The organism is Noviherbaspirillum album, assembly GCF_035916955.1.
In the GTDB taxonomy this organism is placed as follows: domain Bacteria; phylum Pseudomonadota; class Gammaproteobacteria; order Burkholderiales; family Burkholderiaceae_D; genus Noviherbaspirillum; species Noviherbaspirillum album.
In genome coordinates, this window is sequence record NZ_JAWIIV010000016.1 from 25,430 (window position 1) to 40,379 (window position 14,950).

Here is a 14,950-nt window from a genome sequence, read left to right on the forward strand (position 1 = left end):
CCCACTTTGCATCCCTAATCGATTGGAGTTTTCATGTTCACAAAAAACCATACCATCGCCAACGTCGACCCCGAGCTTTGGAGCGCCATCCAGCAGGAGAACACCCGCCAGCAGGATCACATCGAACTGATCGCGTCCGAAAACTACACATCCCCGGCCGTCATGGAGGCGCAAGGCTCCCAGCTCACCAACAAGTACGCGGAAGGCTATCCTGGGAAGCGCTACTACGGCGGATGCGAGTTCGTAGATGTCGCCGAAACGCTGGCCATCAACCGCCTGAAGGAACTGTTCGGCGCCGAAGCCGCCAACGTGCAGCCCAATTCCGGCTCGCAGGCCAACCAGGGCGTATTCTTCGCGATGCTCAAGCCGGGCGACACCATCATGGGCATGTCGCTGGCGGAAGGTGGTCACCTCACGCACGGCATGGCGTTGAACATGTCCGGCAAATGGTTCAACGTGATTTCCTACGGCCTCAATGACAAGGAGGAGATCGATTACGAAGCAATGGAGCGGCTGGCGCGTGAAAAGCGTCCGAAGATGATCATTGCCGGCGCATCAGCCTATGCGCTGCGCATCGACTTCGAGCGTTTCGCGAAGATCGCCAAGGAAGTCGGCGCCTATTTCATGGTCGACATGGCGCACTATGCCGGCCTGATCGCGGCAGGCGTCTATCCCAATCCCGTGCCGCATGCCGATTTCGTAACCTCCACCACGCACAAGTCCCTGCGCGGCCCGCGCGGCGGCGTGATCCTGATGAAGGCCGAACATGAAAAGGCCATCAATTCCGCGATCTTCCCGGGTATCCAGGGCGGACCGCTGATGCATGTCATCGCCGGCAAGGCCGTTGCATTCAAGGAGGCGCTGTCGCCGGAATTCAAGACGTATCAGCAGCAGGTCGTGAAGAACGCCGATGCGCTGGCCAAGGCCCTGATCGAACGCGGCCTGCGCATCGTGTCCGGACGCACCGAGTCGCATGTGATGCTTGTGGATCTTCGCGCCAAGAAGATCACCGGCAAGGAAGCCGAAGCCATTCTCGGCTCGGCCCACATGACCTGCAACAAGAACGCCATTCCGAACGATCCGGAGAAGCCGTTCGTCACGTCCGGCATCCGCCTCGGCAGCCCGGCGATGACGACACGCGGTTTCAAGGAAGCCGAAGCCACCAAAGTGGGTCACCTTATCGCCGACGTTCTGGACAACCCGCATGATGCTGCAACCATCGAGCGCGTCAAGGCGGAAGTCAAGAAACTGGCCGATGCATTCCCTGTTTACGGCTGATTGCTGCTGACTGCGTCGGATGTGCCGGATATGCCGGATGTAACGTGGCGGCATATCCGGTCCCGCCGCTGCAATGCGCATGTCCCGAAGCGGCCGGTCGGGAGCCATCCTGCCAGGTGCGTTGATAGCGCATGTTCGAAGTCGGCGGATTTTCGTTTTCGGAATGTTCTGTGCGATACTGGCATCCACCCCGGTGTTCGTCCGCCAATCCTTGATCAGTAGCCTTTAATGCTATGAAATGCCCTTTCTGCCACCACGAAGATACACAGGTTATCGACACGCGTGCGCTGGAAGAGGGTGACGCGATTCGCCGGCGGCGGCGCTGCACCCATTGCGACAAGCGCTTTACCACCTTTGAGCGTATCGAGTTGCTCATGCCGGTGATAGTCAAGAAAAACGGCAGCCGCACCGATTTTGATCCCGCAAAACTGCGGGCAAGCCTCATGCTTGCACTGCGCAAGCGCCCTGTCTCCGCGGAAGCGGTGGACGAAGCCATTCATCGCATCGAAGAAAAGTTATTGTCCAGCGGTGCCCGCGAAGTACTCAGCGGCCATATCGGCGAACTCGTGATGCGCGAACTCAAGCGCCTGGACAAAATCGCCTACATCCGCTTTGCTTCCGTGTACAAGAGCTTCGAGGATGTCGCGGAATTCCAGGACGCCATCGCCGAAGTTGGCCCCGAGCGCAAATCGACTTAGGCCCAAATCCAAAACCCGTTCCCGGATCTTTCCACTAGTGCGGTTTTCGCACAACAGCACCTTCCCAAAACATTGCATTTATTTCAATTGGCAAATATATAATGTTGCCTATCTGATAAATTCAATAAGAGGGGCCTGTGTCTTACGCCGCATCCAGAGGGTTTTCCCTGATCGAAGTGCTGGTCTCCATGCTTGTGCTTGCCATAGGCATTATCGGCACTGCGGGAATGCAACTCGCGGCAATGCGGACTGGAACGCAGTCCTCGTTCCAGTCCGCAGCAGTCCAGCTTGCTAGCGAACTCGCCGACAAGATGCGGGCGAATTCCGCGAGCATGAAAGCACCCAATGCGACCAATCCCTATCTCGGCATCGATTTTCAAGGTAGTCCGGAGCAGGGCGCCGGTCCGTCAAAATCCTGCTATACGAATGCATGCAACAGCCAGGAATTGGCGCAATTCGATATTCATGCCTGGCAAGGCAGGCTTGCTGCAGCCCTGCCAAATGCGAGAGCCGTGGTGTGCCGCGATGCTCAGCCATGGAATTCGTCTGTGCAGTCATTTACATGGGACTGCGCCGGGGGAGACGGCAATGCGTCGCTGGTCATCAAGATCGGCTGGCAGGGCAAGAATGCGGACGGCACCCTGATCGGCGATGGCGGAAAGCAGTTTCCGCCTAGCGTCGCATTCGTTGTGGAACCCTACGTGCCATGAGCGTCGGATCGATGTACGGAGGCCCGATCGGCGCTGGACAGCAGGGGTTGACTCTGGTCGAACTGATGATCTCCCTGGCGCTGAGTTTGCTGATCGTCCTTGCCGCCACGGCAACCTTCCTGTCATCGAAAAATGCTTACACGGCGAACGATGACGCCGCACGCATCGACGATACAGGTCGATTCGCGCTGGAAGTCATCGCCAGGGCCGTCAGGCAGGCGGCCTATGTGGATTGGGGAGGCAACGAAGCGCCGGCTGTCGTGCAGCCATCCATGTCTCCGAGCATGGAAGGAATGGATGCTCGCAGGCTGAATTCAAGTACGGTCGGCATGACGTCGCCCCAGACACAATCGGTCAATGGCAGCGATCTCCTGTCCATCCAGTTCTTCGGCGCAGGCGATGAAACGATGCTCAATTGCGCGGGTTTTCCGGTGCCGGGCGGACAGCGCGGCAGCAGCATTTTCTACGTGGCCAGAGACGAATCCGGTGAGCCGCAGCTTTACTGCAAGTATGCCGGCGACACCGGCTGGACTTCGGCAGCCATTGCACGCGGCATCGAGTCATTTCAGGTGCTGTACGGCCTGGATACCGATGACGACGGCATGCCCAACCGGGTGCTCAATGCGTCGGCAATCAATGCGCTGGACGATGCAATCGTCGACACCGGGGATTCCGCAGCCCGCAATGCGAAGACGCACTGGAAAAAGGTCGTCACCGTTAATGTGTCGCTGCTTGTCCGGGGGGAGGCCGATACGGATGCCCGCGGCAATGATGCTTCCGTCACGTATGACCTGTTCGGCAACGACTATTCGGACGGGCATGGAGTCGATGACCAGGGTGTTCGCTTGCGCAAGGAAGATTTCCCGGTTTCCGCAAGGAGCCGCTACCGGAAAGTCTATTCGACGACGATCCAGTTGCGGAATGCGACGGATGGGGCCAATCGATGAGCGACCTCCATGAATCCGCATCCATGCACGCCCGCTTCGCAATAAGAGCTGGAGTCAATTTGCATGCGCAAAGGGGCGTGTCGCTCATCGTGTCCCTGCTGATGCTCATCGTCATTCTGTTGCTGGGCACATCGGCCGCGCAGATTGCGTTGCAGGCTGAAAAAGGCTCAAGAAATGACCGTGATCGCCAGGTTGCGCTGCAGGCCGCGGAGGCTGCGTTGATGGATGCCGAAATGGATATCGAACATTCCCCGGATTCCGCTCGTTCGCGCAGTCATCTCTTCAGTTCGGAAGACATGCAGGGCTTTCCCGAGTCCGGGTGCAATGCGGGAATAGGCAATATCAGGCTTGGCCTGTGCGCGCCGCCCCTGCCGGACGCGGAGCCGGTCTGGGCCAGCGTGAACTTCCTCGATGAATCCGGCAACGCGAATTCGGTCCCCTACGGACAGTTCACCGGCGCGAGCTTTCAGTCCGGCGCGGGACCGCTACCCGCGAGGCGTCCGAGATACATCATCGAACCCCTGAAATTTACCTACAAGGGGCAGAGCGCCGAAATGCCGACCGTGTTCTATCGCATTACGGCTATCGGCTTCGGCATGCGTGACGAAACACAAGTGGTGCTGCAGACACACTACCGCAAGGGAGAAAAATAACATGGGCTGCAAGCGATACCTGGCGGTGGTTGCCGCAACCGGATGGCTCCTGCTCCTGGCCGGCCATGTGTCGGGCATTGCCGCGAATGCGCCGGTCGAGATTGCCGACGTGCCGCTGTTCGATGGACGCCTGAATGTGCATCCCAACCTGCTGCTCAGTCTTTCGGTGGAATTTCCGACGGTCGGGATTGCTTACCGCGGCGATGGCGGCACGTACAACCGGACCGTTGAATATACCGGCTACTTCAATCCAGCGAAATGCTACCGGTACAAGGGCAGCAACCGTAATCCGGGCAACGATCCGCAGACATTCTATGAAGGCCTTTACTTCGAGATCGACAAGAATGCCGATGCGCTGCACGAGTGCGACGGTACCGGCTTCAGCGGCAACTTCATGAACTGGGCGTCATCATCCGCGATCGACATGCTGCGCCTGTCGCTGACCGGCGGCGACCGCATCGTCGACAAGCCGGGTGAAACCGTGCTCCAGCGCGCCGTATTGTCCGATACGCCGGAAGCAAATTTCTATGCCCACGCCACTTACTTCCCGCGGCGGAAAGTCGAGCAGACAGGTAACGTCAGCGCACCCAATCGGGTCACGCCGTTCAACGTCAAGGAGCTGTATGTCGTTTCCTGTAGAAACAGGATATTGTTCAGCGACGTCAGCAGCGGCTTGAATGGCGATAGCGCCGGGCTTGAGTATTGCACGTCGCAATGGAGCGGCAAGGGCAAGATGCCGGCGAATGCAACCGACAAGAAGCTCGGCGATTACCTGGTGCGTGTCGCAGTCTGCGATGCCAGTGAAGGTCCGGTGCGCACTGACCTGTGCATGAAGTTTGGCAGCGGCTACAAGCCGGTCGGCCAGATCCAGCGCAATGCCGACAAACTCAGAATCGGTGCCATGGGATACCTGCTCGATGATGCCGCACAGCGTTACGGCGGTGTGCTGCGTTCGCCCATCAAGTATGTCGGCGCAAGGCAGCGCAAGCCGCCGTCATTTGCCGAGACCCTGAATGATCGACCGGAATGGGACGAGGCAAGCGGCGTCTTTCACGCAAATCCCGACGACCCTGCCACCCTGGACGGCGCAAGCAACAGCGGAGTCATCAATTACCTGAACAAGTTCGGAAGGACGGGACGGTACAAGCAGTACGATCCCGTCAGCGAGCTTTTTTATGAAGGCATTCGCTATTATCAAGGCAAACCGCCCACCGATTCCGCGATCAGCAATGTAACGAACGGCATGAAAGACGGATTCCCCGTTCTCGACAAGTGGGAAGACCCGGTCACCGCCTCTTGCCAGCGCAATTACATCGTCAATATCGCCGACGTCAACACGCACTGGGATCGCTACGTGCCCGGCAATGCACGCACCAAGTTCGGGCCGGCCGGCAGCCAGGCCGATGCGTATGACGCGGCTCGACCGGCGGATGCGGAGGTCGCGGGCAAGACACCTGCATTCGACGTTGCCTACTGGACGAAGCTGGTCGGCGACATGGAAACCGATGCTGCGGGAAGCTACGGCAATCCGGCGAAGAACAGCAACCTCAGCGCACTCGACACCAAAGATTCCGGCGCGTCCGGCCATGGCACCTACTACATGGCGGGCCTTGCATATTGGGCAAACACCAACGACATACGACTGGACAAGCCAGTCAGGGTGAAGACTTTCGCCATCGATGTCGACGAGGGCGGCAACGGCCTGATTGACGGCAGCACCCGTGCGTTGAAACCGCGGGACAGTCAACTCTATCTCGCCGCCAAATACGGTGGCTTCGATGCGAAGACGGCGCAGAACAATCCTTTCATCAGCCTGTCTGCGGCGGGCGTGCCGGTCAGCGGAAGCTATACCGAGTGGAGCGATGGCGAGGGCCCGTCTGCCGTCCCGCGCAACTATTTTCTTGCCGGCCAGCCGGCAGCGATGATGCAGTCCATCAGCAAAATATTCGCATCGATTGCCGACGGCAGCGGCACGATCTCCGGCGTCTCGGTTTCGACCACGAAAATCTCCAGCGACGGCGCCTTCGTGTATCAACCCGGCTTTGAATCCGGCAGCTGGAGCGGCAGCCTAAGGAAACTGAAAATTGGGCTCGGCGCGAATGAGGTCATCAATATCGCGGGCACGCCTGAATGGGATGCGGGACAGATACTGACCGGTACCGACAAGCAGGCCGCCAAGCCTGCGCACGCCGACCGCCGCATATACACCAGCCAGTACCATTCCGACGGCGGCATGTCGAGCGTTGAATTCAAATGGGACCAGCTGAATGCAGCGCAGCAAGCGCTGCTCGACCAATCGCCTGACGACGGCAAGCCTGACGGCAACGGATCGGCGCGCGTGGATTACCTGCGCGGAGATCGGGCATTGGAAGCGGGGCGGCCCAACGGGATCTTTCGCAGCCGCAAGAGGGTGCTGGGCGACATCCTGAACAGCAATCCCGTCCTTGTCGGCGCGCCGTCCTCATCCCACTACGGAAATGGCTACGAGACCTTTGCCAAGGAACGTCAGCAACGTGCCAAGGCAGTCTACATCGGCGCGAATGACGGCATGCTGCATGCATTCGCGGCAAGCGACGGGCTGGAACTGTTTGCCTTCGTGCCTGGCGCCGTGCTGGCGCACCTGAACAGCCTGACCGCGCCCGACTATAAACACAGACCTTATGTCGACGGCGGTATCGCGGTGGGTGAGGCGCGCGTGAGCGGCGCCTGGAAGACCGTGCTGGCGAGCGGAATGGGCGGAGGAGCGCAGGGCGTCTTCGCGCTGGACGTAACGGATCCTGCCAATTTTGCCGCCGGCGCCAAAGCCCTTTTTGAATTCACCGATGCGGATGATCCGGACATGGGAAACATCATGGGCGGCCCGGTGATTGCCAAGTTCAATGCGGGCACGCAGGCCGGCGTTCCGCAATTCAAGTATTTTGTCGTGGTGTCCAGCGGACTGAACAATTATCGGGACGACGGCGTCGACCGCTTCAATGCCGATGGTGCAAGCGCCTTGTTTCTGCTTTCGCTTGACAAGCCGTCCTCGGTCAAGTGGCAGTCAGGTGTCAATTATTTCAAATTCCGCGTGCCGGGCAAGGTGCCTGGCGCGCAGAACGGTCTTTCCGCGCCGGCGCTGGTGACCGGAGCGGATGGCGCCGTACGCTATGCCTACGCGGGCGACCTGCAGGGCAACGTGTGGCGCTTCAACTTCACCGGTTCCGCTCCATGGAGCGATGCACTATCCGGTTCGGCGCCAATGTTCAGCGCAACCGATCACCAGGGTGCGCCGCAGCCGATCACGGTGCAGCCGCGCGTGGTGTTCGCGCCCGGCGGCGGCTTCATCGTCCTTTTCGGCACGGGCAAATTCATCGAATCGAACGATGCGGTGAGCGCGACGTATTCGGTCCAGTCGTTCTACGGCGTTTTCGACCCAGGTTCGCAGGTGTCTGCCACATTCGGCCGCTCGAATCTCGCGCGGCGCACGCTCAACAAGACGGGTAATGGAAGCTTCGAGATCGTCGGGCCGGAGATCGATTACGGCAGCGGCGCCGATCAACCGAAGGGGTGGTATGTCGATTTCGCGGAATCCGACAAGAGCGGCGAACGCAGCGTGACCAACCCGCTTGTGATCAACGGTTTCGTTTTCTTCAACACCCTCATTCCCGGCAGCGATCCCTGCCAGCTCGGCGGCGGACGCAGCTACGTGCTCGACACGATCACTGGCATGGCCGCCGGTGGCGAGACTGGCCGGCTTTCGGCGATAGGCATGCTCAGCCCGCCCATCGCTTTCGAGACAGGCGTCGAAGTCGGGGATCGCAATGCAGTCGGTCGCCGGGCGGTCAGGAAAAGAGTCAGCGTCGTCAACTTCGGTACGGGCGGTGCCACTTCCTTCAATGGCGGATCAAAGGGCGGCGATGCAGCTGCCGGTGACCGCGTGGAAGCCATGCTGCCCGCCGGGCGGTTCAGCTGGCGGGAAATCATCAACTGGGAGGAAATCCGCAATGCCCTGCTCAAGAAATGAGGCGCGGCCGGTAGGCGAAGGCGGCTTTACCCTGATCGAGGTGCTCGTCGCGGTCGTCATCGTCGGTATCCTGGCCTCGATTGCCTATCCTTCCTATGTCGAATCGGTCCGGCGCGCCAAACGCGGTGAAGGAAAGGCCGCGATGATGCAGATCCTTCAAGCCCAGGAACGGTATTACTCCCAGCAGAATACCTATGTCGCCTATTCGGTATCGGCGCCCAAGGGCTTCAAGAATTATTCCAGCGACAATCCCGACAGCAGTGCCTATGAACTGTCGGCAAATGCATGCGCCGGCGAAACCATCCGCGATTGCGTGACGGTGACAGCCAAGCCGAGGTTCTATGATCCGGTGTGCGGCTCGCTTTCTCAATCGAGCAACGGCTTGCGCTCGCCGGCCGATCCTGTCTGCTGGAGATAGGATGAGGACTGTCAATAACAGGATGGGCTACCGGCAACGGGCGGGTTTTTCACTCATTGAACTGATGATCGTCGTGTTGATTGCCGCCGTGCTCGCCGGCATGGCGGCCCCGTCATTCGGCCGGCTCATTGAAAGCCAGCGATTGACGGGCACGGTCAACGACTTCCTTGCATCCATCCAGCTTGCGCGTTCGGAAGCGATCAAGCGGGGACGCCGGGTCGATCTCGTGCCCGCGGGAACGGCCTGGACCGACGGCTGGGTCGTCCTGATCGACGAAAATGACAACCAGTCGATCGACTCGGGCGAAACCATTGTCCACCGGCACGAACCTGCGGCGGCAGGGATGTCGATCACATCCAAGCTGAGCGACAATGCGAAGCTTTATATCGCCTATAACGGCACGGGACGGACCCGGACCAATGCCGCGGGCGGGCAGCAGTTTCAATCCGGTTCCATTTCATTCGAACTTGGCGAGCAGCGGCGGAAAATCGTATTGAACGCACTTGGACGGCCCCGTACCTGCAAGTTGACAGCAGGCGAGGCCAGCTGCTGAGCAAGCCGATCCGGCAGCATGACGTCGGATGACTCAAGATAAAATGGCGTCAGGGACGAAAGGCGCGGGATTGGGTTAAGGCAGCTGCTCCGCCTGTTCTATCGCCTGGAGAATGCGCGACCTCAGCAATCAATGCCTTTGGAAAAGTTCACGTGGAAATCATCAACGACTCGCAAGGAATGGCGCTGGCGCTCGAATGGGCGGCAAAGTCAATGTTCATCACGACGCCCAATCCGCGTGTCGGCTGTGTGATAGTGAAGAACGGGCAGGTTGTCGGTGCCGGCGCTACCCAGCCTCCGGGCCAGGCCCATGCGGAAGTGCAGGCGCTGCAGGACGCCGCGCGCCGCGGTGCGGACGTGCGTGGCGCGACGGTCTACGTGACACTGGAACCCTGCAGCCATTACGGCCGCACCCCGCCTTGCGCCGATGCGCTCATCCGCGCCGGGGTGGGCCGCGTCGTCGCGGCACTGGGGGACCCGAATCCGCTGGTCGGCGGAGAGGGTGTCGCCAAGCTTCGCGCGGCGGGCATCGAGGTGCTGACGGATGTCGGCGCCGACGCCGCGCGGGAAATGAATATCGGCTTTCTCTCCCGCATGCAACGAGGACGTCCCTGGGTAAGGATGAAGGCCGCGGCGAGCCTGGACGGCAAGACCGCACTGCATAATGGGCAAAGCCAGTGGATCACGTCTTCGGCGGCGCGTGACGATGGACACTGGTGGCGGGCTCGCGCATGCGCAATCCTCACAGGCATCGGTACGGTGCAGGAAGACGATCCGCAACTCAACGTGCGCGCTGTGGAAACGCCGCGGCAGCCGCGCCGGATCGTGATCGACAGCCGCCTCCAGATCGAGCCGTCGGCGCGGGTGCTGGCGGGCGGCGGCACCTGGATAGTCGCCGCGGTACCCGATCCCGATAAGGAAGCGCAACTGCGCGCGCTAGGCGCTGAAATCATCATGCTGCCCAACGCCCGTGGCAAGGTCGATCTGCCGGCGCTGATGCAGGAGCTCGGTCGGCGCCAGATCAATGAACTGCATGTCGAAGCCGGCTTCAAGCTCAATGGTTCGCTGATCCGTGAGAGATGCGTCGATGAACTCCTGCTGTATCTTGCGCCATCCGTCCTGGGCGACGCGCAAGGCCTGTTTGATCTGCAGGCGCCGGCAAGTCTCGATCAGAAAACCCCGCTTTCCTTCCATGAGATCAAGCAGATCGGACCTGATTTGCGTATCCTTGCTCGTTTCACTTGAATATCTGAACGGATTTCGACCATGTTTACCGGAATTGTGGCCACTGTCGGCAAGATTTCCTCGATAACTCCCCTGGGCGAGGAGCCCGGCGCCGGCGTGCGTCTCACCGTCGACGCGGGCGGCCTGCCGATGGATGACGTCGCGCTGGGCGACTCGATTGCGCTCAACGGTGCTTGCATGACGGTCGTCAGCAAGACCGGAAACGGATTTGCGGTCGATGTCTCCCGCGAAAGCCTCAACCGCACGGCGGGCCTGGATGCAATCGGCGAAGTCAACCTGGAAAAGGCGCTGACCCTGGCCGACCGCCTCGGCGGGCATCTCGTTTCAGGTCATGTCGATGGACTGGGAACGGTGCTGCGATTCGATCCGGTCGGCGAATCAATGGAGTTGGTCGTGGAAGCGCCGAGGGACATGGCCAAGTACCTGGCCTACAAGGGATCCGTCGTCGTCAATGGCGTGTCGCTGACGGTCAACCAGGTCAGGGATACAGAAAAGGGATGCGAATTTTCCATCAACCTGATTCCGCATACCGTTCAGGTCACCACGCTCAAGCACCTGAAGCCCGGCACGCGCGTTAATCTGGAAATCGATCTGATTGCGCGCTATGTCGAGCGCATGCTCAGCCTGAAGGAATAAGGGACGAACGGTAAAGGGCGGAAGCGGGGGACGGAAGGGGAAATCCTGGCGGGTGCAAGTCCGGCGGCGAGGCCACGGTTTGTTTCGAACTTGAAAGTTCAGACCCATCCAAATCCTTTAAAATAGCGGGCTAAATAGGATTTCAGTCATGGCTATTTCAACAACTCAAGAAATCGTTGCCGAGCTGCGCGCCGGCCGCATGGTCATCCTCGTCGATGAAGAGGATCGTGAAAATGAAGGCGACCTGGTGCTGGCGGCCGAATTCGTGACGCCGGAAGCAATCAACTTCATGGCCAAGTATGGACGCGGCCTGATTTGCCTGACGCTGACCGAAGAGCGCTGCAACCTGTTGAACCTGCCGATGATGACCACTCGCAACGGCACGTCCTACGGTACCAATTTCACCGTATCCATCGAAGCGGCGGAAGGCGTGACGACCGGCATCTCGGCGGCGGACCGTTCCCGAACCGTGCAGGTAGCTGTCGCAAAGAACGCCAAGGCTTCCGACATCGTGCAGCCCGGCCATATTTTTCCGTTGAAAGCCCAGAAGGGCGGCGTGCTGATGCGCGCCGGCCACACCGAAGCCGGCTGCGACTTCGCCGAACTGGCGGGACTGACACCGGCCGCGGTGATCTGCGAAATCATGAGGGATGACGGGACGATGGCGCGCCTGCCCGACCTGATCGAATTCGCAAGGGAACATAATCTGAAGATCGGCACCATTGCCGACCTGATTCATTACCGCAGCCAGAACGAAAGCATCGTCGAGCGCGTGGCCGAACGGGTCATGCATACCGCGCACGGCCCGTTCCGCACCATTGCTTACCGCGACAAGCCGAGCGGCGGCGCTCATCTTGCGCTGGTGCATGGCGATATTTCGCCGGAACTTGAAACCATGGTGCGGGTGCACCAGCCAGTATCCATTCTCGACCTGCTCGAAACCGAGGTGACCACGCATTCCTGGAATGCGGCCTCGGCGATGGCCGCGATCAAGGCAGGGGAACGCGGCGCGATGATTCTGCTCAATTGCGAGGAGTCGGCCGAACAGATGTTTGCCCAGTTCGAAGCGCTCAACAATCCCGGATCCGTTCCGCAGCCGCGCGGCTCCCGACTCGATCTGCGCACTTACGGCATCGGAGCGCAGATACTGAAGGATATCGGCGTAGGCAAGATGAAATTGCTTGCCAGCCCGCGCAAGATGCCATCAATGACGGGCTTTGACCTGGAAGTCGTCGGCTATCAGGCCAAGCCGTAAGGTCGGGCGCACCGAGAGCAAGCCGAGCAAGCTGAAGAATTCCATGAATTGAACGGCGGTTTGGAACCGCCGGGCGTCTGACAACCAATAACAACCGTACCCTGCCGCAGCATGCCGTCACAGTTTCATTGGCGAATACGCATGCGGCATGGTGCCAGTTTCATTAAGCGCAGCTGCGCATGAAGGAATTACCATGACTGTAGGAACATATGCGACGAATCTGAACGGCGAGGGAGTGCGCGTCGGCATTGTGCAGGCCCGCTTCAACGAAGACGTTTGTCATGGCCTGCTGTCCGCCTGCCTTGCAGAGCTCAAGCATCTTGGGGTTGCCGATGAGGATGTGCTGCATGTGACCGTACCGGGCGCGCTGGAAATTCCGCTGGCCCTGCAGAAAATGGCCGAGTCGCAGCAGTTCGACGCGCTGATCGCCATCGGTGCCGTAATTCGCGGTGAAACCTACCATTTCGAACTGGTATCCAACGAGTCGGGTGCTGGCATTACCCGAGTTGGACTGGATTTCGGCATTCCCATCGCCAATGCCGTGCTGACGACCGACACGGATGAACAGGCCGAGGCCCGGATGGCGGAAAAGGGAACTGATGCAGCTCGCGTCGCCGTCGAAATGGCCAATCTGTCGATTGCGCTGGAAGAACTCGCCGAAGCTACAGACGAAGAGTAAGCCATGAACCAGAAATCCGCTCACGCCAATCCGAACAAGAACCGGACGCCCCGCCACCGCGCTCGCGAGTTCGCGTTGCAAGGCCTCTATCAGTGGCTGCTGGCAAGCGAGGATGCGGGCGCTATCGATGCCCACATCCGCGAAGCGCATGGTTTTGATAAAGCCGATGCGGAGCATTTCAATACGCTGCTGCACGGCACCATCAAGCAGGCGGCCGCGCTGCGCGCAAATCTGGCGCCGCTGATCGACCGCCCCATCGAGCAGTTGTCCCCGGTGGAACATGCTGCGCTGTTGATCGGCGCCTACGAACTCGAAAACCATATCGAGATTCCATACAAGGTGATCATCAATGAAGCAGTCGAACTGACCAAATCCTTTGGCGGCATTGATGGCCACAAGTATGTGAACGGTGTGCTCGACAAATTTGCCGCCAAGGCGCGCAATGTCGAAGTCGACGACGCTAGGAAGCGCTGATCGCCAATACGTCCTTCCAGTGGGGTGGGTTAGAAATTTGTTGAATGCAAATGTCGTGAAATCTTGTCGAGACAAGGAAAGAATCACAACAGGGCCGAGGCCTTGCGCGCATTGTTGAAGCGGTATCGGCGCGATTCTCTTCGATCATTGGACAACAAATTCATAACTCGCGCCACTAGTTACATTTCCGGCCGAACATCCTGATTTCATGAATCCGACACTGGCTTCTCGCCTTGCCAATATCGCGCCTTTCCATGTGATGGAACTGGCGAAGTTGGCGACAGAACTCGAGCGCAGCGGGCGTTCCATCATTCATATGGGCATCGGCGAGCCCGATTTCACCGCGCCCGCTCCCGTCATTGAAGCCGCGTCCCGCGCCATGGCGGACGGCAGGCTGCAATATACGGCCGCAATCGGCATTCCGGCATTGCGCGAAGCGATCTCCGCGCATTACAAAGACGTTTACAAGCTCGACGTGGCGCCGTCCCGCATCATCGTAACGGCTGGCGCCTCGGCGGCGCTGCTGCTGGCGTGCGCAGCGCTCGTCGAAAAGAATGCCGAAGTGCTGATGCCCGACCCTTCGTATCCCTGCAACCGGCATTTCGTTGCCGCATTCGAAGGCCGCGCGAAGATGATTCCGAGTGGCCCCGAGCAGCGTTTCCAGCTCTCGGATGAAACTGTCAGGGAACATTGGGGCGTAGATACCCGCGGCGTGTTGCTGGCGTCGCCGTCCAATCCGACCGGCACGTCGATACCGCATGACGAACTGGCGAGCATCGTCTCAACCGTGCGCGGGAAGGGCGGCTTCACGATTGTCGATGAAATCTACCAGGGGTTGACCTATGACGAGGCGCCTTACTCCGCGCTGTCGCTGGGCGACGATGTCATCGTCATCAACAGTTTTTCAAAATATTTCAACATGACCGGCTGGCGTCTCGGCTGGCTCGTGGTGCCGCCTTCGATGGTCGCGCCAATTGAAAAACTCGCACAGAACCTGTTCATCTGCGCATCCGGCATTGCGCAGCATGCCGGCGTTGCCTGCTTTGCGCCTGAATCGATCGCCATCTATGAAGAGCGCAAAGCCGAGTTCAAGCGCCGCCGAGACTATATCGTGCCGGCGCTGCGCCAACTCGGCTTCAAGGTGCCGGTGACACCTGACGGCGCATTCTATGTCTATGCCGATTGCTCGGCGTTGTCGGAAGATGCCGATCGCCTGACGATAGACATGCTGCACCAGGCAGGGGTGGTGCTGGTGCCCGGACTGGACTTCGGACCGTCCACGGCGCGGCAGTATATCCGGCTGTCCTACGCCACTTCGATGGACAATCTGGAGGAGGCGGTGCTCCGGCTCGAACGGTTTTTTGCCGCATACGCCAAGCGCGTCTGAGCGCCCGACCTGCGA

Annotated in this window: 14 protein-coding genes; all 14 read left to right on the forward strand. The window is 59.7% G+C overall.

The window, feature by feature from the left end; translation table 11 throughout:
- Window positions 1-33 precede the first annotated feature (33 nt).
- The 14 genes from glyA to RY831_RS18400 all read left to right on the forward strand — a co-directional run bounded on the left by glyA (window position 34) and on the right by RY831_RS18400 (window position 14,935).
- Window positions 34-1,278 carry a serine hydroxymethyltransferase gene (gene glyA / locus RY831_RS18335; RefSeq protein ID WP_326507827.1) on the forward strand — a complete coding sequence of 415 codons (1,245 nt, stop codon included), beginning with the start codon at window positions 34-36 and terminating at the stop codon, window positions 1,276-1,278.
- 233 nt (window positions 1,279-1,511) lie between these two features.
- On the forward strand, window positions 1,512-1,976 hold the full coding sequence (nrdR, locus tag RY831_RS18340; protein WP_326507828.1) for a transcriptional regulator NrdR: 465 nt from the start codon (window positions 1,512-1,514) through the stop codon (window positions 1,974-1,976).
- 137 nt (window positions 1,977-2,113) lie between these two features.
- A complete protein-coding gene (gene pilV, locus RY831_RS18345; protein ID WP_326507829.1) occupies window positions 2,114-2,686 on the forward strand; it encodes a type IV pilus modification protein PilV in 573 nt (190 codons plus the stop codon).
- Window positions 2,683-3,633 (forward strand): PilW family protein, encoded by a 951-nt coding sequence (locus RY831_RS18350; protein ID WP_326507830.1) that lies wholly within the window; start codon window positions 2,683-2,685, stop codon window positions 3,631-3,633. Before pilV ends, RY831_RS18350 begins: the two co-directional genes overlap by 4 nt.
- Window positions 3,634-3,692: 59 nt before the next feature.
- Entirely contained in the window at window positions 3,693-4,286 is a 594-nt protein-coding gene (locus tag RY831_RS18355) for a pilus assembly PilX family protein (protein WP_326507831.1), read from the forward strand.
- 1 nt (window position 4,287) lies between these two features.
- The gene (locus RY831_RS18360) at window positions 4,288-8,289 is read left to right on the forward strand and encodes a pilus assembly protein (protein WP_326507832.1); all 4,002 of its coding nucleotides are present in this window, start codon (window positions 4,288-4,290) and stop codon (window positions 8,287-8,289) included.
- A complete protein-coding gene (locus RY831_RS18365) occupies window positions 8,270-8,707 on the forward strand; it encodes a type IV pilin protein (RefSeq protein ID WP_326507833.1) in 438 nt (145 codons plus the stop codon). Before RY831_RS18360 ends, RY831_RS18365 begins: the two co-directional genes overlap by 20 nt.
- Window position 8,708: 1 nt before the next feature.
- A complete protein-coding gene (locus RY831_RS18370) occupies window positions 8,709-9,260 on the forward strand; it encodes a GspH/FimT family pseudopilin (RefSeq protein WP_326507834.1) in 552 nt (183 codons plus the stop codon).
- A 152-nt stretch (window positions 9,261-9,412) separates the two neighbouring features.
- On the forward strand, window positions 9,413-10,504 hold the full coding sequence (gene ribD, locus RY831_RS18375; protein WP_326507835.1) for a bifunctional diaminohydroxyphosphoribosylaminopyrimidine deaminase/5-amino-6-(5-phosphoribosylamino)uracil reductase RibD: 1,092 nt from the start codon (window positions 9,413-9,415) through the stop codon (window positions 10,502-10,504).
- 21 nt (window positions 10,505-10,525) lie between these two features.
- Window positions 10,526-11,140, forward strand: coding sequence for a riboflavin synthase (locus tag RY831_RS18380; RefSeq protein WP_326507836.1), 615 nt, complete (start codon window positions 10,526-10,528; stop codon window positions 11,138-11,140).
- Window positions 11,141-11,288: 148 nt separating this feature from the next.
- The gene (gene ribBA / locus RY831_RS18385; protein WP_326507837.1) at window positions 11,289-12,395 is read left to right on the forward strand and encodes a bifunctional 3,4-dihydroxy-2-butanone-4-phosphate synthase/GTP cyclohydrolase II; all 1,107 of its coding nucleotides are present in this window, start codon (window positions 11,289-11,291) and stop codon (window positions 12,393-12,395) included.
- Between the two features lie 193 nt (window positions 12,396-12,588).
- A complete protein-coding gene (gene ribH / locus RY831_RS18390) occupies window positions 12,589-13,074 on the forward strand; it encodes a 6,7-dimethyl-8-ribityllumazine synthase (RefSeq protein WP_326507838.1) in 486 nt (161 codons plus the stop codon).
- A gap of 3 nt (window positions 13,075-13,077) precedes the next feature.
- A complete protein-coding gene (nusB, locus tag RY831_RS18395) occupies window positions 13,078-13,548 on the forward strand; it encodes a transcription antitermination factor NusB (protein ID WP_326507839.1) in 471 nt (156 codons plus the stop codon).
- A 208-nt stretch (window positions 13,549-13,756) separates the two neighbouring features.
- Complete coding sequence (locus tag RY831_RS18400) at window positions 13,757-14,935, forward strand: pyridoxal phosphate-dependent aminotransferase (protein ID WP_326507840.1); 1,179 nt, start codon at window positions 13,757-13,759, stop codon at window positions 14,933-14,935.
- The last annotated feature ends 15 nt before the right edge of the window (window positions 14,936-14,950 follow it).

What these genes read in the sequence shown, in the direction of transcription:
- glyA (WP_326507827.1), top strand. Translation starts at nt 34, where the DNA reads ATGTTCACAAAAAACCATACCATCGCCAACGTCGACCCCGAGCTTTGG.
- nrdR (WP_326507828.1), top strand. Translation starts at nt 1,512, where the DNA reads ATGAAATGCCCTTTCTGCCACCACGAAGATACACAGGTTATCGACACG.
- RY831_RS18350 (WP_326507830.1), top strand. Translation starts at nt 2,683, where the DNA reads ATGAGCGTCGGATCGATGTACGGAGGCCCGATCGGCGCTGGACAGCAG.
- RY831_RS18360 (WP_326507832.1), top strand. Translation starts at nt 4,288, where the DNA reads ATGGGCTGCAAGCGATACCTGGCGGTGGTTGCCGCAACCGGATGGCTC.
- RY831_RS18365 (WP_326507833.1), top strand. Translation starts at nt 8,270, where the DNA reads ATGCCCTGCTCAAGAAATGAGGCGCGGCCGGTAGGCGAAGGCGGCTTT.
- RY831_RS18370 (WP_326507834.1), top strand. Translation starts at nt 8,709, where the DNA reads ATGAGGACTGTCAATAACAGGATGGGCTACCGGCAACGGGCGGGTTTT.
- RY831_RS18380 (WP_326507836.1), top strand. Translation starts at nt 10,526, where the DNA reads ATGTTTACCGGAATTGTGGCCACTGTCGGCAAGATTTCCTCGATAACT.
- ribBA (WP_326507837.1), top strand. Translation starts at nt 11,289, where the DNA reads ATGGCTATTTCAACAACTCAAGAAATCGTTGCCGAGCTGCGCGCCGGC.
- ribH (WP_326507838.1), top strand. Translation starts at nt 12,589, where the DNA reads ATGACTGTAGGAACATATGCGACGAATCTGAACGGCGAGGGAGTGCGC.
- nusB (WP_326507839.1), top strand. Translation starts at nt 13,078, where the DNA reads ATGAACCAGAAATCCGCTCACGCCAATCCGAACAAGAACCGGACGCCC.
- RY831_RS18400 (WP_326507840.1), top strand. Translation starts at nt 13,757, where the DNA reads ATGAATCCGACACTGGCTTCTCGCCTTGCCAATATCGCGCCTTTCCAT.